The sequence below is a fragment of the Streptomyces sp. 135 genome (genome assembly GCF_020026305.1).
Taxonomy (GTDB): Bacteria; Actinomycetota; Actinomycetes; order Streptomycetales; family Streptomycetaceae; genus Streptomyces.
Map to the genome: position 1 here is coordinate 6,670,587 of NZ_CP075691.1, position 21,699 is coordinate 6,692,285.

Genomic DNA, 21,699 nt, shown 5'->3' on the forward strand with positions numbered 1-21,699 from the left:
GGTTGGTTCACTCCTGCGGCGCCACGAAGCGCGCGCCCGCCTCCCGCAGCAGCCCGTCGAGCCCGGCGAACACCGCGGCCGAACGCGCGCCCGGCCAGCCCGCCGGCAGCAGGTCGGCGGGCAACCCAGGGTCGGCGTAGGGCAGTTGGCGCCAGGAGTCGAGGGCCAGGAGGTAGTCGCGGTAGGCCTCCTCGGGCGGCGGGGGCGCGTCCCCCCGGGCCTCCCAGGAACGCAGCACCGGCTCATGGAGGTCCAGGAACGCCTCGTGCTGCTTGGCCAGCGAGGCGAGATCCCACCACCGGCCCACCGCCTCCGCCGTCGCCGCGAAACCCAGATGCTCGCCCCGGAACAGATCGACGTACGAAGCGAGTTGGAGGCGCTCCAGAGTGTGCCGGGTCTCCTCGTAGAGATGCGCGGGAGCGATCCAGACGCCCGGCGCCGCCGTACCGAAGCCGAGCCCCGCCAGGCGCGAACGCAGCACGTGCCGCTTGTGGCGCTCCGCCTCCGGCACGGAGAAGACGGCGAGGACCCAGCCCGCCCCCTCCCGCGCGTCCCGCGAGCCCGGCGGGCCGTAGATGCGCCGGTCGCCGTCCTCCAGGAGCTGACGGGCGTCCGGCGACAGCGCGTACCCCGCCGCACCCGACTCGGTGCGCGCCGGTACGAGCAGCCCGCGCCGCTTGAGCCGGGACACCGACGAACGCACCGACGGCGCGTCGACGCCGACCGGCGCGAGGAGGCGCACCAGCTCGGCGACCGCCACCGGGCCGGGCGCTGCCCGCCCGTAGGCGCCGTAGAAGGTGACGATCAGGGACCGTGGAGTGTGCTGCTCGGACACGTGATCACTCTACGGGCCCCGGCCCGGCCGCAGGATACGTGGCGGGTGGCGTACGCAGCCGGAACCGCTGGAGCTTGCCCGTCGCCGTCCTCGGCAGCGCGTCCAGGAAGACGATCTCGCGCGGACACTTGTAGGGGACCAGCTCCGCCTTCACGAACGCCCGCAGCCGCTCCGCGTCCCGCGGCGCGCCCTCGCGCGGCACCACATATGCCACGACGATCTGTCCGCGCAGCTCGTCGGGGTGCCCCACGACAGCCGTCTCCGCGACGTCCGGATGCCGCAGCAGCGCCTCCTCGACCTCGGGCCCCGCGATGTTGTACCCCGCCGAGATGATCATGTCGTCGGCGCGCGCGACATAGCGGAAGTAGCCGTCGGCGTCGCGGACGTACGTGTCGCCGGTGATGTTCCAGCCGTGGCGCACGTACTGGAGCTGGCGCTCGTCGGCGAGATAGCGGCAGCCGACCGGGCCGCGCACCGCGAGCAGTCCGGGTTCGCCGTCCGGCACCGGCGCGCCGGAGTCGTCCACGACGCGCGCCTGCCAGCCCGGCACGGGCCGCCCCGTCGTACCCGGCCGGATCGCGTCGTCGGCGGCGGAGATGAAGATGTGCAGGAGTTCCGTCGCGCCGATTCCGTTGATGACGCGATGCCCCGTGTGCCGGTGCCACGCCTGCCAGGTGGCCGCCGACAGGTTCTCGCCCGCCGAGACGCAGCGGCGCAGGGAAGAGACGTCGTGTCCGTCGAGCTGGTCCAGCATGGTGCGGTACGCGGTCGGCGCGGTGAACAGGACGGTGATGCGATGCCGCTCGATCGCGGGCAACAGCTGCTTGGGGGCCGCCTGTTCGAGCAGCACCGACGAGGCGCCGAAGCGCAGCGGGAAGATGACGAGACCGCCGAGCCCGAACGTGAAGCCGAGCGGCGGGCTGCCCGCGAACACGTCGTCGGGAACCGGCCTGAGGACGTGCCGCGCGAAGGTGTCGGCGACGGCGAGCACATCGCGGTGGAAGTGCATACAGCCCTTGGGGCGGCCCGTCGTGCCGGAGGTGAAGGCGATGAGTGCGACATCGTCGGCGGCCGTGTCCACGGCCTCATAGCGCCCGGGCTGCCGGGCGGCGCGCGCCAGCAGGTCGTCGGGGCCCTCACCGCCGTACGTCGTGACGCGCAGGCCCGGCACACCGGCCTTGATCAGGTCGTCCACCGAGCGGACGTCGCACAGCGCGTGCCGCACCTCGGCGATCTCGCACATGGTGGCGAGCTCCTGCGCGCGCTGCTGGGCGAGCACGGTCACGGCTATGGCGCCCGCCTTCATCACCGCGAGCCAGCAGGCCGCGAGCCACGTCGTGGTGGGTCCGCGCAGCAGCACCCGCTCGCCGGGCCGGACGTCGAGTTCGGAGGTCAGCGCGTGCGCGATGCGGTCGACGTGGCCGCGCAGCCGGCCGTACGTCCAGGTCTCTGGCGGGAGTGGAAGGGCCGCAGCGGGCGAGCAGCTGTGAACCGGCCACTGGTCGAGACGCTGGGCGAACTCGGCCTGCTCGACCGCCTGTTCGAGGAGGGGGAGGGGGAGGGAGCGGGCCCCGCGTCCGGCGCCCTCGGCCTCTGCCTGATGCGCGAATCCCTCGCCTACGCCTGCACGGAGGCCGAGACCGCCCTCGCGCTCCAGGGGCTCGGCGCCCACCCCGTGCACGCGTACGGCTCAGCGGCGCAGCGCGAGCGCTGGCTGCCCGAGGCCCGCGCCGGGCGCGCCATCGCCGCCTTCGCGCTCTCCGAACCGGGCGCCGGCTCCGACGCGGCGGCCCTGTCCCTGACGGCGGAGCCGGACGGGTCCGGCGGCTGGCGCCTCACGGGCGGGAAACGCTGGATCTCCAACGCCCCCGAAGCGGACTTCTACACCGTCTTCGCCCGTACGTCCCCGGGCGCAGGGGCGCGCGGCGTCACCGCCTTCCTCGTCCCCGCCGACCGGCCGGGCCTGACGGGCACGCCCCTCGACATGCTCTCCCCGCACCCGATCGGCGCGCTCGCCTTCGACTCCGTACGGGTCGGCCGCGACGACGTCCTGGGCGAGGTCGACCGGGGCTTCAAGGTGGCGATGACCACCCTGAACCGGTTCCGCCCGAGCGTCGGCGCCTTCGCGGTCGGCATGGCCACCGCCGCGCTGGACGCGAGCCTCGCCCACACCGCGGAACGGGACGCGTTCGGCGGCAAGTTGAAGGACCTCCAGTCCGTCGCCCACCAGATCGCCGAGATGGCCACGCGCACCGAGGCGGCCCGCCTGATGGTCTACGCGGCAGCGGCGGCGTACGACGAAATGGGGGCGGCGGGCGCGGAGGGTGCCAGGGCCCCCGGCATCGCGCGACGGGCGGCCATGGCGAAGCTGCTCGCCACGGAGACCGCGCAGTACGTGGTCGACGCGGCGGTCCAACTGCACGGCGCCCGCGCGCTCCAACGGGGCCACCTCCTGGAACACCTCTACCGAGAGGTGCGGGCGCCGCGGATCTATGAGGGGGCGAGCGAGGTGCAGCGGACGATCATCGCCAAGGAGCTGTACGACCGATAACGGATACCGCCCTCGCCCCCTCACCCCTGGAGCCGCACCATGCCCCTGCACCGCGTGAACCCCGCCGAACTCTCCCCGCCCACCGGCTTCTCGCACGCCGTCACCGCGACCGGGTCCCGCCTCGTCTTCCTCGCCGGGCAGACCTCCCTGGACGGCGACGGCAAGGTCGTCGGAGCCGGACTGCCCGCGCAGTTCGAGCGGGCGCTCACCAACCTCCTGACCGCCCTGCGCCACGCGGGCGGCACCCCCGCCGATCTCGCCCGCGTGACCGTGTACGCCACGGACGTCGCCGACTACCGTGAGCACGCGCCCGAACTGGGCCGCATCTGGCGGCGGTTGGCGGGCCGCGACTATCCCGCGATGGCGGTGGTGGGCGCCGTCCGGCTGTGGGACGGCCAGGCCCTGGTCGAGCTCGACGGGGTGGCGGTCCTGGACTGAGGGCCGCCAGCCTCCTCTCGTGCCGCCGGTCAACTGACCCGCGTTGCTCCGGAGTTGCGGGGTACACGGAGACAGCCGCGGTCAACGGGACCGCGGTGTCGAGGAGGGGTGAAGACGTGCGTGCGAGCAAGGTTTCGGGTGTCATCGGGATCGTCGGGCTGTCGGCCGCTCTGCTGACGGGCTGCGGTGACGGAGGCGACGGGGGTGGCTCCGACAAGCCCTTCGCCAAGGACAGCGCCGACCAGATCGCCGCCAAGGCGGTCGAGGCCACCAAGAAGGCCGACTCGATGCGCCTCAAGGGAGACATGCGGCAGGACGGCAGGACGGTCAGCCTGGACCTCGTGGTGGACCAGGAGAAGAACTGCGAGGGGACCGTCGACAACGCGGGAGCCAAGGCCGAGCTGCGGCACATGAACGGCACGCTGTACGTGCGCGGCGACGAGCAGTACTGGAAGAACAGCCTGAAGAACCAGCCGGGTTCCGACAAGGTGATGTCCAAGGTCGTGGACAAGTGGGTGAAGATGCCCGCCGACGACGCCTCGACGTCCGGCATGTGCGACAAGCAGGGCCTGATCGCCTCGATGGACGAGGACAAGTCGACCCGTAAAGGCATGAAGAAGGGCGACACCACGACCGTCGGCGGGAAGGAAGCCATCGCCCTGAAGAAGAAGGCGTCCGGGGGCGAGACGCACACGATGTACGTCGCCACGGAGGGCGAGCCGTACATCCTGCGCACCACCGTGAAGGGTGGCGACGAGCCGAACGAGGCGACGTTCTCCGACTACGGCAAGCCCGTACGCCCGAAGACCCCGTCCGAGGGCGAGGTGGTGGACCTCAAGGAAGCCGCGGCGGCGGGTCGGTGATCGCTCCTTGCTCTCGCTGGCCGCCGGACGGCTCCCTGGACTGCCTCGGCCGCGCCGACGACCAGGTGAGGCTGGGCGGGGCTTCCGGATCGAACGGTGATGGGGCTCGCCGGCTTCGGTGCGGCCCACGTGCCTACGACGGACTGCTCGAAGAGTTGTTCGACTGTAGTATCCTCGCCGACCCCAGCCAGGCGGACATGAAGGAAGCGTCAACAACTCCGTGACCCACGCCTGAAGAACGGCCCGCCGGAATTCCTCCCCGGGCCGCTCTTCGTGTTTTACGGGCCCGGTGCCCCTCAGATGTCCCGGAACGTCTCGATCTGCGCCCCCACGGAGTTCAGCCGCTCCGCCAGGTCCTCATAGCCGCGGTTGATCACGTACACGTTGCGCAGCACCGACGTGCCCTCGGCCGCCATCATGGCGAGCAGGACGACCACGGCGGGGCGCAGCGCGGGCGGGCACATCATCTCGGCGGCGCGCCAGCGGGTCGGGCCCTCCACCAGGACCCGGTGCGGGTCGAGGAGTTGGAGGCGGCCACCGAGGCGGTTGAGGTCCGTGAGGTAGATCGCGCGGTTGTCGTAGACCCAGTCGTGGATCAGCGTCTTGCCCTGCGCCGCCGCCGCGATGGCCGCGAAGAACGGGACGTTGTCGATGTTCAGGCCGGGGAACGGCATCGGGTGGATCTTGTCGATGGGCGCCTCCAGCTTGGAGGGGCGCACGGTGAGGTCGATGAGGCGGGTGCGGCCGTTGTCCGCGGGGTACTCCGCCGAGCGGTCGTGGTCCAGGCCCATCTCCTCCAGGACCGCCAGCTCGATCTCCAGGAACTCGATCGGCACCCGGCACACCGTCAGCTCGGACTCCGTGACGACGGCGGCGGCGAGCAGGCTCATCGCCTCGACCGGGTCCTCGGAGGGGGAGTAGTCGACGTCGACGTCGATGGTCGGCACGCCGTGCACGGTCAGCGTCGTCGTGCCGATGCCCTCGACCTTGACGCCGAGCGCCTCCAGGAAGAAGCACAGGTCCTGGACCATGTAGTTGGAGGAGGCGTTGCGGATGACCGTCGTGCCGTCGCTGCGGGCGGCGGCCAGCAGCGCGTTCTCGGTGACGGTGTCCCCGCGTTCGGTGAGGACGATGGGCCGGTCGGGGGAGACGTCCCGCGCGACCTCGGCGTGGTACAGCCCCTCGGTCGCCGCGATGTCCAGGCCGAACCGGCGCAGCGCGATCATGTGTGGCTCGATCGTGCGGGTGCCCAGGTCGCAGCCGCCCGCGTACGGCAGCTTGAAGCGGTCCATGCGGTGCAGCAGCGGGCCGAGGAACATGATGATCGAGCGGGTGCGGCGCGCGGCCTCCGCGTCGATGGCGTCCATCTCCAGCTTGGCGGGCGGCACGATCTCCAGGTCGACGCCGTCGTTGATCCAACGGGTGCGTACGCCGATGGAGTTGAGCACCTCGAGGAGGCGGTAGACCTCCTCGATGCGGGCCACCCGGCGCAGTACCGTACGGCCCTTGTTGAGCAGCGACGCGCAGAGCAGCGCCACGCACGCGTTCTTGCTCGTCTTGACGTCGATGGAGCCGGAGAGCCGGCGGCCGCCGACCACCCGCAGGTGCATCGGCCCGGCGTAGCCGAGCGACACGATCTCGCTGTCGAGCGCCTCACCGATACGGGCGATCATCTCAAGGCTGATGTTCTGGTTGCCGCGCTCGATGCGGTTCACGGCGCTCTGGCTGGTGCTGAGCGCTTCGGCGAGCTGTGTCTGCGTCCAGCCCCGGTGCTGACGGGCGTCGCGGATGAGCTTGCCGATGCGTACGAGGTAGTCGTCTGCCATGCGTCGCAGGCTATCTCAGATATGAGATGACGCGCGCGCTGGGGTGGGCCGTTCGGGAAGCGGTCCTCCGCGGGCCGCTCCCCGCGAGGGAGTTGCCGCCGCCCGCGTCACCCGGGCGGCGGCAGCGCGTCCTGCCGACGACAGTGCGTCGGTTCCACTCTGCATCCGCCCCGCGTGCGGCGCACTTCGAGGGAGCGATATCGGCCACAAGAGCCACTCGCGAGCACCGCGCGCCGCTCCGGCCCCCCCGTCACCCCGCCGCCGGATAGTCCACGTATCCCCGCGCTCCGCCCTCGTAGTACGTGGCCGGGTCACCGGCGGCCAACTCGCGGCCCAGCGCGAACCGGCTGACGAGGTCCGGGTTGGCGACGAAGTGCCGGGCGAACGACACGGCGTCCGCGACGCCCTCCCGCACGGCCGTGTTGGCGCCGGCCTGGTCGAAGCCGTTGTTGACGATGAGCGGGCCGTCGAAGCGCCGCCGGTGGCGGGTGAACACCCCGGGGTCCGCAGTGTCCGAGGGGAGTGTGAGGTCCGGGCCGCGCAGGTGCAGATAGGCCACCGGGTGGTCGTTGAGGGCGGTCACGAGCTCGTCGTAGTCCGCGAGCGTCGCCGCGTCGGCGGTGAAGCGGCCACCGGTCCACCACGGCGAGAGCCGCACGCCCACGCCCCGGCGGCCCCACGCCGCGGCCGTCGCGTCGACGACGTCGAGCAGCAGGCGCCGCCGCCGCGCGCGGTCACCGCCGTAGGCGTCCGTACGGCGGTTGAGCCTCGGGTTGAGGAACTGGGCGAGCAGGAAGACGCCGAGGGCGCCGATCTCGACGCCGTCGAACCCGGCGCGCCGGGCGTTCTCGGAGGCCACGCGGTACTCCTCGACGGTCTCCTCGATGGCCGCGAGGCTCATCGCGCGGGGCGTGACCGTCTCCTTGAAGCCGTTCGCCGTGAAGGACTTCTCGCACGGGTCTACCGCCGAGGGCCCGGCGGGCAGTTCGCCGCCGAGGTGGTCGGGGTGCGAGGCGGCGCCCGTGTGCCACAGCTGCTGCACGATGCGGCCGCCGAGCGCGTGTACGACGTCGGTGACGCGCCGCCAGCCGGCGACCTGCTCCCGCGTGTAGACGCCGGGGACGTGGACGAAGCCGATCGCCCGCTCGCTGACCCAGGTCCCCTCGGTCACGATCAGTCCCGCCCCGGCCCGCTGCCCGTAGTAGGCGGCGTGCAGCTCCGTCGGCGCGAGGCCCTCACCCGTGGCACGGGCCCGGGTGAGCGGGGCCATCACCACGCGGTTGGGCAGGCGCAGGTCCCCGAGGTCGAAGCCGCCGAGCAGGGGCTGGGTGAGGGCGGACGGAGTGGTGGTGGTCATGGCGTGTCTCCTTCGCGGGCCGATGTCACGGTCGCCTCATGGCGCGCGTCATGAAGGTGACGGGGAACGAGCCGGAAAGGTGACCGATGGACGACGGGCAGCAGCAGGCAGGCGACGTGCAGCAGGCACTGGCGGAACGGTTCGAGGCCCACCGGGGGCAGCTGCGCGGCGTCGCCCACCGCATGCTCGGCTCGCTCAGTGACGCCGACGACGCCGTCCAGGAGGCCTGGCTGCGGCTGAGCCGTACCGACGCCGAGGAGATCGGGAATCTCGCCGCCTGGCTCCGCACCGTCGTCTCCCGCCTCTGCCTCGACATGCTGCGCTCCGGCGCGGCACGCCACGAGGAGGCGGTCGGCGGCACACTCCCCGACCACCTCGGCGGGCGCGCTGCCTGGCGAGGGAGCGAACCCCAGGAACCCCAGGAACCCGAGGAACAGGCACTGGTCGCCGAGTCGGTCGGCCGCGCCCTGCTCGTCGTCCTCGACACGCTGGGCCCCGCCGAACGCGTCGCCTTCGTGCTGCACGATCTGTTCGCCGTGCCGTTCGCGCAGATCGCGCCCGTCGTGGAGCGCACCCCGGTCGCCACGAAGAAGCTCGCGAGCCGTGCGCGCGGCAAGGTCCGCGGCGCGCCACGCGCCGCCGCCCCGGAGTTCGAAGAGGAGCGGCGGGTCGTCGAGGCCTTCCTCGCGGCCGCCCGCAGCGGCGACCTCGCGGCGCTGCTCACCGTCCTCGCCCCCGATGTCGTACGCGACGCCGACCTCACCGCGCTGCCGGGGGGCCGCGCCGCACGGATCCAGGGCGCCCGGGCCGTGGCCGAGGAGACGGTCCTGCTCCGCCGCAACGCCCGCTTCGCCGAGCCCGCGCTGATCGACGGCACCGTCGGCCTGGTCGTGGCCCCCTGCGGGCGGCTGCTCCTCGCGCTGCGGATCCGTGTCGAGGGCGGCCGGGTCGCGGCGTACGAGGTGATCGCGGACCGGCGGCGGCTGCGCGCGCTGGACCTGGCGGTGCTCCCGGCGGCCGGTGCCGGCACGGCGGCCGGGGGCAGCACAGGGCGACACCCCTCGTCGTCACGCCGGGTCATGTACTAGAGTTATCTCGACATCGAGATATCTGCCGAGGCGCACCAGAAGCCGCCCCTTGGTAAGGGTTACCTAACTAAGCCTTACCTTAGCGGATCGACGAGGAGTCGTGGCGGCAGGATGTGACGAAACGCGCGAAAAATCTGAAGGAGACTGTCGTGTCGGCGAACAGCTTCGACGCCCGCAGCACGCTGCGCGTGGGCGACGAGTCGTACGAGATCTTCAAGCTGGACAAGGTCGAGGGCTCCGCACGGCTGCCCTATAGCCTGAAGGTCCTCCTTGAGAACCTGCTCCGTACCGAGGACGGCGCGAACATCACCGCCGACCACATCCGCGCGCTCGGCGACTGGGACTCCCAGGCACAGCCGTCGCAGGAGATCCAGTTCACGCCGGCCCGCGTGATCATGCAGGACTTCACCGGCGTGCCCTGCGTCGTGGACCTCGCCACCATGCGTGAGGCCGTGAAGGAGCTCGGCGGCGACCCGGCGAAGATCAACCCGCTGGCCCCGGCCGAGCTGGTCATCGACCACTCGGTGATCGCCGACAAGTTCGGCACGGCGGACGCCTTCGGCCAGAACGTCGAGCTGGAGTACGGCCGCAACAAGGAGCGCTACCAGTTCCTGCGCTGGGGCCAGACCGCCTTCGACGAGTTCAAGGTCGTCCCCCCGGGCACCGGCATCGTCCACCAGGTGAACATCGAGCACCTGGCCCGCACGGTCATGGTCCGGGGCGGCCAGGCCTACCCCGACACGCTCGTCGGCACCGACTCGCACACCACGATGGTCAACGGCCTGGGTGTCCTCGGCTGGGGCGTCGGCGGCATCGAGGCCGAGGCCGCGATGCTCGGCCAGCCGGTCTCCATGCTGATCCCGCGCGTCGTGGGCTTCAAGCTGACCGGTGAGCTGAAGCCGGGCACCACCGCCACGGACCTCGTCCTCACCATCACCGAGATGCTGCGCAAGCACGGCGTCGTCGGCAAGTTCGTCGAGTTCTACGGCGAGGGTGTGGCGGCCACGAGCCTCGCCAACCGCGCCACCATCGGCAACATGTCGCCGGAGTTCGGCTCCACCGCCGCGATCTTCCCGATCGACGACGAGACCCTGAAGTACCTGAAGCTGACCGGCCGCTCCGAGCAGCAGGTCGCGCTCGTCGAGGCGTACGCCAAGGAGCAGGGCCTGTGGCTGGACCCGGCCGCCGAGCCGGACTTCTCCGAGAAGCTGGAGCTCGACCTCTCCACGGTCGTGCCCTCCATCGCCGGCCCGAAGCGCCCGCAGGACCGCATCGTCCTCGCCAACGCCGCCGAGCAGTTCAAGATCGACGTGCGCAACTACGTCGACTCCGTGGACGAGGCGGGCAAGGAGTCCTTCCCGGCCTCCGACGCCCCGGCCACCACGAACGGCGTCCCGTCGAACCCGGTCCTCGTGACCGCCCCCGACGGCTCGACGTACGAGCTGGACCACGGCGCGGTGACGGTCGCGGCCATCACCTCCTGCACCAACACCTCGAACCCGTACGTGATGGTCGCCGCCGCGCTCGTCGCGAAGAAGGCCGTCGAGAAGGGCCTGACCCGCAAGCCGTGGGTCAAGACGACCCTCGCCCCGGGCTCGAAGGTCGTCACCGACTACTTCGACAAGGCGGGCCTGACCCCCTACCTCGACAAGGTCGGCTTCAACCTCGTCGGCTACGGCTGCACCACCTGCATCGGCAACTCGGGCCCGCTGCCCGAGGAGGTCTCGAAGGCCGTCAACGACCACGACCTGGCCGTGACGTCCGTCCTCTCCGGCAACCGGAACTTCGAGGGCCGCATCAACCCCGACGTCAAGATGAACTACCTGGCGTCCCCGCCGCTGGTCGTCGCGTACGCCCTCGCCGGCTCGATGAAGATCGACATCACCACCGAGGCGCTCGGCACCGACCAGGACGGCAACCCGGTCTACCTCAAGGACATCTGGCCCTCCGAGGCCGAGGTCAACGACGTCGTCGCCAACTCCATCGGCGAGGACATGTTCAACAAGTCCTACCAGGACGTCTTCGCGGGCGACGCCCAGTGGCAGGCCCTCTCCATCCCGACCGGCGACACCTTCGAGTGGGACACCGAGTCGACGTACGTCCGCAAGCCCCCGTACTTCGAGGGCATGACGATGGAGACCACCCCGGTCTCCGACATCACGGGCGCTCGCGTCCTGGCCAAGCTGGGCGACTCGGTCACCACCGACCACATCTCCCCGGCCGGTGCGATCAAGGCCGACACCCCGGCCGGCAAGTACCTCACGGAGCACGGCGTGCAGCGCCGCGACTTCAACTCCTACGGCTCGCGCCGAGGCAACCACGAGGTCATGATCCGCGGTACGTTCGCCAACATCCGCCTGCGCAACCAGATCGCGCCGGGCACCGAGGGCGGCTTCACCCGCGACTTCACGAAGGAAGACGCCCCCGTCTCCTTCATCTACGACGCCTCGCGCAACTACATCGACCAGGGCATCCCGCTGGTCGTCCTCGCGGGCAAGGAGTACGGCTCCGGCTCGTCCCGCGACTGGGCCGCCAAGGGCACCGCGCTCCTCGGCGTCAAGGCCGTCATCGCCGAGTCGTACGAGCGCATCCACCGCTCGAACCTCATCGGCATGGGCGTCCTGCCGCTCCAGTACCCGGAGGGCATGTCCGCCTCCTCCCTCGGCCTGACCGGCGAGGAGACCTTCTCCTTCTCCGGCGTGACCGAGCTGAACAACGGCACGACGCCGCGCACGGTGAAGGTCACCACCGACACGGGTGTCGAGTTCGACGCGGTCGTCCGCATCGACACGCCCGGTGAGGCCGACTACTACCGCAACGGCGGCATCATGCAGTACGTGCTGCGCAGCCTGATCCGTAAGTAGGCTTCGGTACGCAGTAGTCGAGGGCCGCATCCCGTCCTTTCGTACGGGGTGCGGCCCTCGCTTTTTTCGCCTGCGGGCCGTGGGGGTTGGTCGCGCAGTTCCCCGCGCCCCTGACGGGGCCCGCCCAGGGTCATTCTCAGGCGGCTCGGCTGACGTCCAGCCGTTCGGACGACGGCTCGTATCCAGCCGCCCTGTAGGTGGCGACGGCGGCGGCGTTCGAGCTCGGGGTGGAGACGAGTGCGCTTGACGCGCCCAGTTCACGCAGCACCGCCGCGGCGGCGACGCTGATCGCCGTCCCGTAGCCGCGACCGCGATGGTCGGCGTGCACGCCCACCGGCTCCAGCAGGCCGGGCCTGCCGGGCCCGGCCGACCAGACCGTCGCCGCGGCCACCGCGTTGTCCTGGTCGTCGTAGCCGATCAGGCAGCGCGCGTCGGCGTAGACCGGCCCGGCCGCCAGGACGTGCCAGACCTCCTCGGTGAACCACGGGCTGCCGAACGCCGAGCGGTGCACCGCGGTCCGCACCCCCGCCGTCCGCGGACCGGCTACCTCGATCCGCAGGCCGGAGTCCTTCACCGGCTCGGAGAGGTCGCGGCGCAGCGGCGTCCACGGCTCGTCCGGATGCCAGCCCGCCTCCAAGAGGACCTCGCGGAGCAGGGCGCCGTCGGGGATTTCGAGGCCGACCTTCCCGGGAGGCAGGACCCCGCGCTCCGGGTCGTTGAAGTCGGCCAGCATCCGGCGCGCCAGGTCACCGTCCTGTCGCAGGTCCGGCGCGGTCGTCAGGCGCAGCACATCAGGGGCGTCCAGGTACCCGACGGCGATGATCCGTCCGTCCACGCTCCAGGTGCGGACGGCCGCGGCCAGCCTCTCCGCGCCCAGCGCCCAGGCCCAGCCGAGGTCTCCTGGATGCAGTTGCAGCGGCGTGCGGTCGTCCTGCCATCCGCGGAGGGCGTCCACGACCCTGGTCAGCCCGTCGACGCCGGGCTCGTTCAGAACGATCGTCATGCCCCGTATCTCACATCATCGCCGCGACCGGCCGCACCTGGTTTTGCTCGGCCGGTCGGATCGGCGGGAGACGCCCTAGCCGCCGTACGGCACCGTGATCAGTTCCATGGCGTGGTCCGACGGGTCGAGGAAGTAGACCCCCTTGCCCCCGTCGTTGCGGTTGATCCCGCCCGGCTGTTTCTGGTGCGGGTCCGCCCAGTGCTGGATGCCGCGCGCCCGGATCTTGTCGTACGCCGCGTCGAACTCCGCGTCGGAGACGAGGAAGGCGTAGTGCTGCGGGGTGAGGTGTTCGGCGGGGATGGTGGCGAAGTCCAGGGTGACGCCGTTGCTCAGGGCCACCGCGATGAACGGGCCCCATTCCGCGGTGATTTCGAGGCCGAGGAGGTCCGCGAAGAACTCGGCGGACTCCCGGTTGTCCCGGGCGTGGACGATCGTGTGGTTCAGCTCGACTGACAAGGAATGCCTCCAACAGGCATCTCCTGACACCTCCATGCCTCACCCGGTCGGTGACCGGCACGCGATGTCGCCGTGGATCTTATGCACGGCGACTCCGCGCTGTCGAGAGCTATTTCCTGCGGCCAAGCGCCGCCACGGCCACGGCCGCCGCCAGCACGCCGAGTGCCGCCCACCCGAACGCCGCCCGGTAGTCGGCGCCTTGCGGGGTGCCGCCGCCGAGTGCCGCGCCCACCAGGACGGCGAGGCCGAGCGAGCCGCCGAGCTGGTCGACGGAGCGCTGCACGCCGGACGCGGTGCCCGCGTCGTCCTCGGTCACGTCGGAGAGCGCCGCGTGCTGGAGGGCCACCAGGCCGATGCCCATGCCGGCCGCGACACCCAGCATGCCCGGCAGTACGTCCGCCCGGAATCCGCCGTGGTCGGGGAGCCGGGCGAGCCAGCCGAGGCCGGCCGCCGTCAGGAGCAGTCCGAGGAGCGCGGTGTACGTGACGCCGAGCGCGCCGATCAGCCGGGCCACCTGGGAGACCGCGAGCAGGAGCGCGGCGCAGAACGGCAGGTAGGCCAACCCGGCCTGGAGCGGCGGGAGTTCGATGACCTCCTGGAGGTAGAGCGTGGCCAGGAAGAAGGTGCCGGAGAGCCCGGCGCTGAGCGGCACCGTCACCGCGTTCGCGAGCGCCCGGGCGCGGTGTGCGAAGAAGGCGAGCGGAACGAGGGGATTCCTGGACCGTGCCTCGACGAGGATGAAAGCGGCGAGGAGGACGGCTCCCGCGAGCAGGGCGGCGGGGGAGCCGCGCAGCACGCCGTAGACCAGGGCGAGTGGTCCCGCCGTCAGGAGGGCGGCGCCGGGCAGGTCGAGACGGCCGGACCGTGCGGGGCGCGGCCCGTCGGGGCGCACGAGCACCGGGGTCAGGGCGAGCACCGCCGCGGTGAGGGGCACGTTGACACCGAAGATCCAGCGCCAGTCGAGGAGTTGGACGAGCGCGCCGGACAGCAGGACCCCGACGACGAGGCCGCTCGCGGAGATCGCCCCCCAGATGCCGAGCGCCTTGGCGCGCTCCTCAGGACAGGGGTACAGCAGGGCGATGAGCGACATCGCGGCGGGGGAGGCGAGCGCCTCGCCCGCGCCCTGCGCGAAGCGGGCGGCGACGAGCGTCGGAAGGTTCGGCGCGAGCCCGGCCGCCAGCGAGGCGAGGGCGAAGAGCGCGGCGCCGAGCAGGAACATCCGCCGCCGGCCGAGCAGGTCGGTGAGCCGCCCGCCGAGCAGCAGAAGGCCGCCGCCGACGAGGGTGTAGCCGGTGACGACCCACGACAGGGCGGCCGGTTCCGCCTCGAAGCGGGCGCCGATGGCGGGGAGGGCGACGTTGACCACGGTCACGTCGATGGCGATGAGGAACTGGAGGAGGGAGAGCAGCGCGAGGACGGGGGTGCGCCGCGAAGAGGCGTGCGGGGTAAAGGTGTTCACGTGAAGGGCACTCCAGGTCGGCCCCTGGCCGGTGTGCGGCGGGGGCTGAGGAAGACAGGGCGCTTCCGTGCCGCGGACCCGCGGGGCGGGTGGGGCACCTGGAGTTACTTGGTCACGGACATGGGCGGCAAGGTAGCCGATCCCGAGTCGGCGCGCATCCGATTATTCGGCGGCCACCAGGTCCAGGAGCCCCGGGAACCGCTCGTCCAGCTCCTCCCTGCGCAACACGGCCGTCCTGCTGTTCCCGTGGTCGACCATGCGCAGCAGGCCCGCCTCGCGCATCACCTTGAAGTGGTGGGAGGTGGTGGACTTCGAGACGGGCAACTGGAAGGAGGCGCAGGTGCGTTCGGCGCCCGCCGGTTCGCGCAGGAAGCGGGCGATCACCCCGTAGCGCAGCGGGTCGGCGAGTGCGTGCAGGACCGTGCGCAGGTCCATCTCCTCCGGGAAGGGGTGCCCCTCGTCGTCCGGCATGGGAAGCCTCCTCGATGGTTCGACCTCGATAGCTCGACAGGTTCGACTTGCATCGTACCTTCCGGGCGTGCCAAGGTCAGGTTCGATCAAATCCGAACCTTGTGACCTTGCGTCATCTCCTCTCGGGGGTCTTTCCGTCATGCCCGGACCACAGACACCGCCGCTCGCGCCCACCGCACCCGACGCGGCACCGCCCAGGCCACCGTGGCTGCCGCTCGCCGCGATCCTCCTCGCCGTCTTCGTCGTCCCCATGTCCATCTCCGGGACCGCCGTCGCCCTGCCCGGCATCGGCGCCGACCTGGACGCCGGGGCGGCCCCGCTCCAGTGGGTGGTCAACGCCTTCAACGTCGCCTTCGCCTGCTGCACCCTCGTCTGGGGCTCGGTCGCCGACATCGTCGGCCGCGTCAGGGCCTTCACCACCGGCGCGGCCCTCTACGCCGCCGCCTCGCTCGCCAGTGCCCTCGCCTCCGACGTCCTGCTCCTGGACGCGGCCCGCGCCCTCGCGGGCATCGGCGGCGCGGCGATCTTCTCCTGCGGCTCGGCGATCCTGTCCACGGCGTACGAAGGCCCTGCGCGCGCCAAGGCGTTCGCGCTCTTCGGAACCGTCGCGGGCGTGGGCGTCGCGGTCGGCCCCTCGCTCTCCGGGGCGCTGCTCCAGAGCGTGGACTGGCGCTGGGTGTTCGCCGTGCACGCGGTGGCGCTCGCCGCCGTGCTGGTCGCCGTACCGGCCGTCGCGCGCTCGCTCCCGGCCACGCCCCGCCCGGCCGGCGTACGCGTCGACATACCCGGCAGCGCGGTCTTCGTCGTCGCCATGGTGCTGCTGACCACGGCCATCGTGCAGGGCTCCCAGTGGGGCTGGGGCAGCGCGGGCGTGCTCGGGCTCTTCGTCGGGGCCGCCGCCGCGCTGGCGGCCTTCGCCGCCGTCGAGAAGCGCCGCGCCCACCCCATGCTGGACCTGGGCCTGCTGCGCGACCGCCGCTTCCTGGGCCTGTGCCTGGTGCCGGTCGCCGGCTCCTTCGGCTTCGTCACGATGCTCACCTACCTGCCGAGTTACCTGACGGAGGTCACCGGCCGCGGCACGGGCGCCGCCGGCCTGCTCATGGTCCTGCTCACCGCGCCGATGCTCGTCTTCCCGCTGCTCGCCGCCAAGCTGGTGGCCCGCGGCGTCCCCGCCCTCACCCTGATCTACGTCAGCCTGGCCGCCCTGGTCGTCGGCGACGCCGCCCTGACGGTCTTCGGGCCGGACGTGTCCGTCGCCGTCGTCGCCCTGCCGATGATCGTCACCGGCGCGGGCATGGCCCTGGCCGCGGGCCTCGTCGACGGCCAGGCCCTGGCACTCGTCGACCCCGCGAAGGCCGGCATGGCCGCGGGCTTCCTCAACACGCTGCGGCTCGGCAGCGAGGCGGTCGCGGTGGCGCTGTACGGCTCGGTGCTCACCACGCTCACGGTGTCACGGTCGTACGACGACGCGTTCCACCTGGTGCTGTGGGGGATGGCCGGGGTCTGCCTGGCGCTGGGCGCGGCCGTCTTCGCCCTGTTGCGCGGCGGCCGCGCCCGCCGGTAATCACCGATTACCGCGCCGCCACGCCTCCAGAGTCAGCAGCCCCGGGTGCCGCTCGCGCAGGGCGGCGACATCGGCGCCGTACCCCACCTCGTCGAGCCAGACGAACATGTTCGCCAGGTCGTCGGCCCCGGCCCGCACCTCCGCCCGGCCTCCTCGACGGGGGTGCCGCTCGAAGCGGGTCGGGACGCCGTCGACCCTGGTGAACACCTCCGCGACCTGCCGTACGGTCAGCTGGTCCCCGGCGATCTCGAACTTCGAGCCGATGAACTCGCCCGGAGCGCCGAACACTTCGGCGGCGATCCGGCCGATGTCGCTCAGCGCGATCATTTGCAGCGACGTGTCCGCGCCCAGCGGAATCGAACCCACCCGCTCACCGTGCTCCGCCTGCGGCAGCATGTACGGCCAGTTCTCCATGAAGAACACCGGCCGCAGCACCGTCGCGGGCACCCCGAGGGCATCGATGTGCGCCTCGATCTCCGTCTTGGTCTCGAAGTGCGCCACGCCGGACGCGCGCCCGGCCGCGCCGACGGAGCTGTACACCAGGTGCGCGGCGCCCACGGCCTCGGCGGCGTCGGCGACGTTCTTGCCCCGCCGCACCTCGGCTTCGGGGTCCGGGCGGGTCAGGTCGGCGGGCTGCACGCTGAAGACGCCGTACGCGCCCCGCCCCGCCGCGAGCAGCGACGCGGGGTCGTCCAGGTCGCCGACGGCCAGTTCCGCGCCGAGCGCCTTGAGGTCCTTGGCCTCCTGCCGCCCCGGGTCACGGACGAGGGCGCGTACCGCCCAGCCGCCGTCGAGCAGCCTGCGGGCGACGGCGCCGCCCTGGCCGCCGGTCGCACCCGTGACGAGGACGGTCTTCTTGTTCGGCATGGTGAGGTCCTTTCGGGGAGGGATGTTCGGTGTCACGGGGACGCCAGGTCGTCCGGCCCGGGCGCCCGCCGGTTCCGTACGAGCCGTCCGGGCGCCGGGAGCTGGCCCGCGACGATCGCGGCGAGGGACAGCGCGAACCCCAGGAGCTGGACCGGGCCGAGCGTCTGGCCGAGCACGACGGCGCCGAGCACGGCGGCGACCAGCGGCGAGAGCAGGACGAGAACCGCCACTGAGGCGACGGGCAAGGCGGTGATGCCGCGGAACCACAGGACGTACGCGATCAGGCCCCCCACCAGGCCGAGCCAGAGGTAACCGAGCACGCCGGGCAGGTCGACCGCGGGAGGCGCCCCCTCGGCGAGGAAGGTGACGGGCACCAGGAAGAGGCCCCCGGCGGTGAGCTGCCACCCGGCGAACGCCATGGGCCCGGCCTCGGCCGGCCGCCCCCAGCGCTTGGTGAGCGTCACCCCGAGCGCCATCGAGGCCGCGCTCGCCAGGCCCGCCACGACCCCGACCATGTCGAGTGCCGCGTCCGGCCCGATCACCACCAGACCGACGCCCACGACACCCACCGCGCCCCAGGCGAGGCGCCACCCGGACAGGGCCTCGCTCAGCACCGCCACCGCCAGGACGGCGACGACGAGCGGCTGGATCGCCGCCAGCGTGGCGGCGACACCACCCGGCAGCCGCTCGGCCGCGACGAAGAGCAGCGGGAAGCACAGCCCGATGTTCAGCACCCCGAGCACCGCCGCCTTCCCCCACCACGTGCCGCGCGGCAGCGTCCGGGTCAGGGCCAGGGCGATGAGACCGGCGGGCAGCGCCCGCAGCAGCCCCGCGAACAGCGGGTGCCCCTGCGGAAGGAACTCGGTGGTGACGACATACGTCGTGCCCCACACCACGGGGGTGATCGCCGTCAGGAAAGTGCGCGGCAGGTCACCACGGGGCACACCGCTGCCCGCCCCGCCAACCACCCTTGATATCGCTGGACTTGTCATGGCTCGGAGTCTCGCCGCGCACGGATCGATGAGTCCAACACATGTTCTTCACGCCACCGATCGCGATTCCAGATCGATGCCCGCGGCCGAAGGTATCGACTTGTCCGCGCCCCGTCCCTACGCTCTGCCGCGCACCGAATGAGAGCGCTCTCAGCAACGTAACTCTGTTCCGCCCCCACCCCGTTGGAACGACGAGAGGTCCCCCAGTGAGACGCGTAACCGGAGCACGCCTCGCCCTGTCCGCCCTGCTCGTGACGGCCACCTGCGCCGCCACGGGCCTCACTCCCACCGCGGCCGCCGACTCCCGCCCCGCACACCGCCCGCCCGCCTCCGCCGCGCTCCTCGACGCCATGCGGCGCGACCTCGGCCTGACTCCCGCCGCCGCGCGCGAGCGACTCGCCGACGAGCGGCGGGCCGTGAAGGCCGAGCGCGCTGCACGGAAGGCGGCCGGTGCGGCGTTCGGCGGCGCCTGGTTCGACGCCGGGCGCGGGCGGCTCACCGTCGCCGTGACCGAGCGACGGGCGGTGTCCGACGTACGCGACACCGGCGCGGACGTACGGCTCGTCGAGCACAGCGACGCCGCCCTTGACGCGGCGAAGAACCGCGTCGACAAGGTCGAGGCGCCCTCAGGCGTGGCGAGTTGGCGGGTCGACCCGCGGGCCAACCGCGTCGTCGTCGATGTCGTCGCCGGTCACCGCGGCGACAACGATGTCTCCGCGTTCCTGCGGCGCGCCCGCGCCACCGCGCCCATACGGGTGGACACGGTCCCCGAGGCACCGCGCACCTACGCCGCCGGAACCGTCGGCGGCGACCCGTACTACACCGGTAACGTCCGCTGCTCCATCGGCTTCTCCGTGCACGGCGGCTTCGTCACGGCCGGGCACTGCGGCAAGGCGGGCGCGGCGGTGCGCGGCTGGGACGGCTCCGCCATCGGCGCCTTCCAGGGCTCCTCGTTCCCCGACAACGACTACGCGTGGGTGTCCGTCGGCAACGGCTGGTGGACCGTGCCGGTCGTACTCGGCTGGGGCACCGTCCCCGACCAGCTGGTGCGCGGCTCGGCGGAGGCGCCGGTCGGGGCGTCGATCTGCCGCTCCGGTTCCACCACCAAATGGCACTGCGGCCGGCTCCTCGCCAAGAACGAGACCGTCAACTACTCCGACGGCACGGTCGTCCACCAGCTGACCAAGACCAGCGTCTGCGCCCAAGGCGGTGACTCGGGCGGCTCGTTCATCAGCGGTGACCAGGCCCAGGGCGTGACGTCCGGCGGCTGGGGCAACTGCACCAGTGGCGGCGAGACGTGGTTCCAGCCGGTGAACGAGATCCTTCAGCGGTACGGGCTGCGGCTGCACACCGCGTGACCCGCCGCCGTCAGCCGCGGGGCTCCTGAGGGAGGGACAGGAAGGCGGTCCAGGCGTCCGGGGCGACGGTGAGCTGCGGGCCGTCGTCCGGGTTCTTGGAGTCGCGGATGTGTACGGCGGCGGGGTGGGCGGCGACCTCGACGCAGTTGCCGCCCTCGCTGCCGCTGTAGCTCGACTTACGCCATGCGTAGGCGACTTCAAGGCATTCGCCGCCCTCGCTTCCGCTGTAGGTCGACTTGAACCACGTAAGCGCGGTGCCGCTCATTGCTCTCCTAGAAGACGGTCCAACAGGTCCCTGGTGTCCTCCGGATTTAGGGCCTGTGTCCGCAGCATCGCACATTTCTGCGTCAGGATCGCCACCTCGTCCGGATCAGCGATCAGGTGACTTCCGCGCTGGGTCTCGGTGTAGGCGAGTCGCTGGTGTTCTGGTGTCTCAAGCAGCACAAACGGGCCGTCGAGAGCTGCATGGGTGGTGCGCCCGAACGGTAGAACCTGGAGGGCAAGCCCCGGGAGGTCGGCGTACTCACGCAGGCGGCGCAGCTGCTCGACGTACACCTGCTGACCGCCCAGACGGTCGTGCAGGACCGCCTCCCAGACCACGAAGCTGGTCGTCGGCGGGACCTTGCGGTGGAGGATTTCTTGGCGCTCCATGCGCTTTGCGACGTGCTGCTCGATCTCGTCCTCGTCGAAGACCGGTACGCGACTGCGGAAGACCGCCTGGGCGTAAGCGCGGGTCTGCAACTGCCCAGGCAGTACCTGGTTCTCGTATGACGAGATCGCGATCGCCTCCCGCTCCCGGTCCAGATACTCCTCCGCCCACCGAGGGATCAGATCCACCTCCGGCATGTGGTCGACGGCGGTCTCCAGCGTCCGGTTCGTGCCCAGCAGCGCGTCCAACTGCACCGCCAAGTCCATCTTCAGAGGGCGCCGTCCCTGTTCGATGGAGGCGATCTGCTCCTCGCCGATGACGAAACGCTCGGCCAGTGACTTCTGTGTGTACCCCGCCGCCTCCCGGTGGATGGCGAGCAGTGCGCCCACCATCCTCATCGCCGAGGCATTCCTGCGTGATCGTCGCCGTGGGCTGCTCATGCGGTACAACTCCCCATCAGGAACCGTGTTCTTACCCCGGGAGTCCGTACAGCCCGGCCGTACGACCTCACGTACTGCTCCATGATGGCCACGCAGCGTGACTCTCGTCACGTGAACGAGAAAACTCCTCTCCCCTCCCGGCGGGAGCCGCGCGAACGCTTCTACCGGCGCGAACGCCAGTCCATCCCCAAAGCCCGCGCCTTCGTCCGGGCAGCCCTCAACGGCTGGGGAATCCGGGAACGCGCGGACGACATCACGCTCTGCGTCAGCGAGTTGGCGACCAACGCGCTGCTGCACGGCGTCCCGCCCGGACGCGGATTTCTGCTGCTCCTCCACCTCGACGCCGGCGTCGTCCGCGTCGAGGTGCACGACAGCGGCGGCGGCTGGCCCCGATGCGGCGGTGTCGCAAAGGACACCGACGAATCGGGGCGGGGGCTGCTGCTCGTGGCCGCGCTCGCGGACAAGTGGGGTGTGACGGAGCGCGACCCGGGCAAGGTCGTGTGGTTCGAGATCAGTACGGGTTCGGCCGCTTCCTGCTGATCAGGTGCGCCATGCCGTCGGCGCCCGCCGCCGGCCACCCGTACCCGTACGCCCCCGGCTACGGAGCCGTCGGGTCGG

Annotated in this window: 19 protein-coding genes and 1 pseudogene; 8 read left to right on the forward strand and 12 right to left on the reverse strand. The window is 71.7% G+C overall.

What is annotated here, in order from left to right; translation table 11 throughout:
- Positions 1-7: 7 nt before the first annotated feature.
- A complete protein-coding gene (locus tag KKZ08_RS30035; RefSeq protein ID WP_223777404.1) occupies positions 8-835 on the reverse strand; it encodes a PaaX family transcriptional regulator C-terminal domain-containing protein in 828 nt (275 codons plus the stop codon).
- 4 nt (positions 836-839) lie between these two features.
- Positions 840-2,279 (reverse strand): annotated as a pseudogene (locus KKZ08_RS30040) (AMP-binding protein); the annotation flags it as partial.
- On the opposite strand from KKZ08_RS30040, the gene KKZ08_RS30045 reads away from it, so the two are divergent.
- The 3 genes from KKZ08_RS30045 to KKZ08_RS30055 all read left to right on the forward strand — a co-directional run bounded on the left by KKZ08_RS30045 (position 2,253) and on the right by KKZ08_RS30055 (position 4,687).
- Positions 2,253-3,386, forward strand: coding sequence for an acyl-CoA dehydrogenase family protein (locus KKZ08_RS30045; protein WP_263303365.1), 1,134 nt, complete (start codon positions 2,253-2,255; stop codon positions 3,384-3,386). The pseudogene KKZ08_RS30040 and the gene KKZ08_RS30045 sit on opposite strands and share 27 nt — an antisense overlap.
- A 39-nt stretch (positions 3,387-3,425) precedes the next feature.
- Positions 3,426-3,824, forward strand: coding sequence for a RidA family protein (locus KKZ08_RS30050; RefSeq protein ID WP_223777406.1), 399 nt, complete (start codon positions 3,426-3,428; stop codon positions 3,822-3,824).
- Between the two features lie 116 nt (positions 3,825-3,940).
- On the forward strand, positions 3,941-4,687 hold the full coding sequence (locus KKZ08_RS30055; RefSeq protein ID WP_223777407.1) for a hypothetical protein: 747 nt from the start codon (positions 3,941-3,943) through the stop codon (positions 4,685-4,687).
- Positions 4,688-4,983: 296 nt separating this feature from the next.
- Here the strand turns inward: KKZ08_RS30055 and KKZ08_RS30060 are convergent, their stop codons facing one another.
- Together KKZ08_RS30060 and KKZ08_RS30065 are read right to left on the reverse strand one after the other, a co-directional pair.
- Positions 4,984-6,513: a UDP-N-acetylglucosamine 1-carboxyvinyltransferase gene (locus KKZ08_RS30060; protein ID WP_223777408.1), complete on the reverse strand. Its 1,530-nt coding sequence runs from the start codon at positions 6,511-6,513 to the stop codon at positions 4,984-4,986.
- A 250-nt stretch (positions 6,514-6,763) separates the two neighbouring features.
- Positions 6,764-7,870: an alkene reductase gene (locus tag KKZ08_RS30065; protein ID WP_223777409.1), complete on the reverse strand. Its 1,107-nt coding sequence runs from the start codon at positions 7,868-7,870 to the stop codon at positions 6,764-6,766.
- An 86-nt stretch (positions 7,871-7,956) separates the two neighbouring features.
- On the opposite strand from KKZ08_RS30065, the gene KKZ08_RS30070 reads away from it, so the two are divergent.
- Together KKZ08_RS30070 and acnA are read left to right on the forward strand one after the other, a co-directional pair.
- Positions 7,957-8,958 carry a sigma-70 family RNA polymerase sigma factor gene (locus KKZ08_RS30070; protein WP_223777410.1) on the forward strand — a complete coding sequence of 334 codons (1,002 nt, stop codon included), beginning with the start codon at positions 7,957-7,959 and terminating at the stop codon, positions 8,956-8,958.
- Between the two features lie 149 nt (positions 8,959-9,107).
- Positions 9,108-11,822 carry an aconitate hydratase AcnA gene (acnA, locus tag KKZ08_RS30075; protein ID WP_223777411.1) on the forward strand — a complete coding sequence of 905 codons (2,715 nt, stop codon included), beginning with the start codon at positions 9,108-9,110 and terminating at the stop codon, positions 11,820-11,822.
- A gap of 136 nt (positions 11,823-11,958) precedes the next feature.
- Here acnA and KKZ08_RS30080 read toward each other — a convergent pair whose 3' ends face one another.
- From KKZ08_RS30080 to KKZ08_RS30095, 4 genes are all read right to left on the reverse strand, one after another.
- A complete protein-coding gene (locus tag KKZ08_RS30080; protein ID WP_223777412.1) occupies positions 11,959-12,825 on the reverse strand; it encodes a GNAT family N-acetyltransferase in 867 nt (288 codons plus the stop codon).
- Positions 12,826-12,900: 75 nt separating this feature from the next.
- Positions 12,901-13,281, reverse strand: coding sequence for a VOC family protein (locus KKZ08_RS30085; RefSeq protein WP_223777413.1), 381 nt, complete (start codon positions 13,279-13,281; stop codon positions 12,901-12,903).
- 109 nt (positions 13,282-13,390) lie between these two features.
- Positions 13,391-14,740, reverse strand: a complete 1,350-nt coding sequence (locus KKZ08_RS30090; protein ID WP_223777414.1) for an MFS transporter — start codon at positions 14,738-14,740, stop codon at positions 13,391-13,393.
- Between the two features lie 162 nt (positions 14,741-14,902).
- A complete protein-coding gene (locus KKZ08_RS30095; protein WP_223777415.1) occupies positions 14,903-15,211 on the reverse strand; it encodes a helix-turn-helix domain-containing protein in 309 nt (102 codons plus the stop codon).
- 250 nt (positions 15,212-15,461) lie between these two features.
- On the opposite strand from KKZ08_RS30095, the gene KKZ08_RS30100 reads away from it, so the two are divergent.
- The gene (locus KKZ08_RS30100) at positions 15,462-16,775 is read left to right on the forward strand and encodes an MFS transporter (RefSeq protein ID WP_263303411.1); all 1,314 of its coding nucleotides are present in this window, start codon (positions 15,462-15,464) and stop codon (positions 16,773-16,775) included.
- On the opposite strand, the gene KKZ08_RS30105 is transcribed toward KKZ08_RS30100, so the two are convergent.
- Both KKZ08_RS30105 and KKZ08_RS30110 read right to left on the reverse strand, forming a co-directional pair.
- On the reverse strand, positions 16,776-17,642 hold the full coding sequence (locus tag KKZ08_RS30105; RefSeq protein ID WP_223777417.1) for an NmrA/HSCARG family protein: 867 nt from the start codon (positions 17,640-17,642) through the stop codon (positions 16,776-16,778).
- A 32-nt stretch (positions 17,643-17,674) separates the two neighbouring features.
- Positions 17,675-18,634, reverse strand: a complete 960-nt coding sequence (locus KKZ08_RS30110) for an EamA family transporter (RefSeq protein ID WP_223777418.1) — start codon at positions 18,632-18,634, stop codon at positions 17,675-17,677.
- A 206-nt stretch (positions 18,635-18,840) separates the two neighbouring features.
- On the opposite strand from KKZ08_RS30110, the gene KKZ08_RS30115 reads away from it, so the two are divergent.
- A complete protein-coding gene (locus KKZ08_RS30115; RefSeq protein WP_223777419.1) occupies positions 18,841-19,992 on the forward strand; it encodes a S1 family peptidase in 1,152 nt (383 codons plus the stop codon).
- A gap of 10 nt (positions 19,993-20,002) precedes the next feature.
- Here KKZ08_RS30115 and KKZ08_RS30120 read toward each other — a convergent pair whose 3' ends face one another.
- Together KKZ08_RS30120 and KKZ08_RS30125 are read right to left on the reverse strand one after the other, a co-directional pair.
- Positions 20,003-20,257 carry a DUF397 domain-containing protein gene (locus tag KKZ08_RS30120; RefSeq protein WP_223777420.1) on the reverse strand — a complete coding sequence of 85 codons (255 nt, stop codon included), beginning with the start codon at positions 20,255-20,257 and terminating at the stop codon, positions 20,003-20,005.
- Positions 20,254-21,081 (reverse strand): helix-turn-helix transcriptional regulator, encoded by an 828-nt coding sequence (locus KKZ08_RS30125; protein WP_223777421.1) that lies wholly within the window; start codon positions 21,079-21,081, stop codon positions 20,254-20,256. Before KKZ08_RS30125 ends, KKZ08_RS30120 begins: the two co-directional genes overlap by 4 nt.
- A 111-nt stretch (positions 21,082-21,192) precedes the next feature.
- Between KKZ08_RS30125 and KKZ08_RS30130 the strand changes: the two genes are divergently transcribed.
- Positions 21,193-21,621, forward strand: coding sequence for an ATP-binding protein (locus KKZ08_RS30130; protein ID WP_223777422.1), 429 nt, complete (start codon positions 21,193-21,195; stop codon positions 21,619-21,621).
- Positions 21,622-21,699 lie beyond the last annotated feature (78 nt).

Coding starts and splice junctions, on each gene's coding strand:
- KKZ08_RS30050 (WP_223777406.1), top strand. CDS start 3,426: ATGCCCCTGCACCGCGTGAACCCCGCCGAACTCTCCCCGCCCACCGGC.
- KKZ08_RS30060 (WP_223777408.1), bottom strand. CDS start 6,513: ATGGCAGACGACTACCTCGTACGCATCGGCAAGCTCATCCGCGACGCC.
- KKZ08_RS30065 (WP_223777409.1), bottom strand. CDS start 7,870: ATGACCACCACCACTCCGTCCGCCCTCACCCAGCCCCTGCTCGGCGGC.
- KKZ08_RS30070 (WP_223777410.1), top strand. CDS start 7,957: ATGGACGACGGGCAGCAGCAGGCAGGCGACGTGCAGCAGGCACTGGCG.
- KKZ08_RS30080 (WP_223777412.1), bottom strand. CDS start 12,825: ATGACGATCGTTCTGAACGAGCCCGGCGTCGACGGGCTGACCAGGGTC.
- KKZ08_RS30095 (WP_223777415.1), bottom strand. CDS start 15,211: ATGCCGGACGACGAGGGGCACCCCTTCCCGGAGGAGATGGACCTGCGC.
- KKZ08_RS30100 (WP_263303411.1), top strand. CDS start 15,462: ATGTCCATCTCCGGGACCGCCGTCGCCCTGCCCGGCATCGGCGCCGAC.
- KKZ08_RS30105 (WP_223777417.1), bottom strand. CDS start 17,642: ATGCCGAACAAGAAGACCGTCCTCGTCACGGGTGCGACCGGCGGCCAG.
- KKZ08_RS30110 (WP_223777418.1), bottom strand. CDS start 18,634: ATGACAAGTCCAGCGATATCAAGGGTGGTTGGCGGGGCGGGCAGCGGT.
- KKZ08_RS30120 (WP_223777420.1), bottom strand. CDS start 20,257: ATGAGCGGCACCGCGCTTACGTGGTTCAAGTCGACCTACAGCGGAAGC.
- KKZ08_RS30125 (WP_223777421.1), bottom strand. CDS start 21,081: ATGAGCAGCCCACGGCGACGATCACGCAGGAATGCCTCGGCGATGAGG.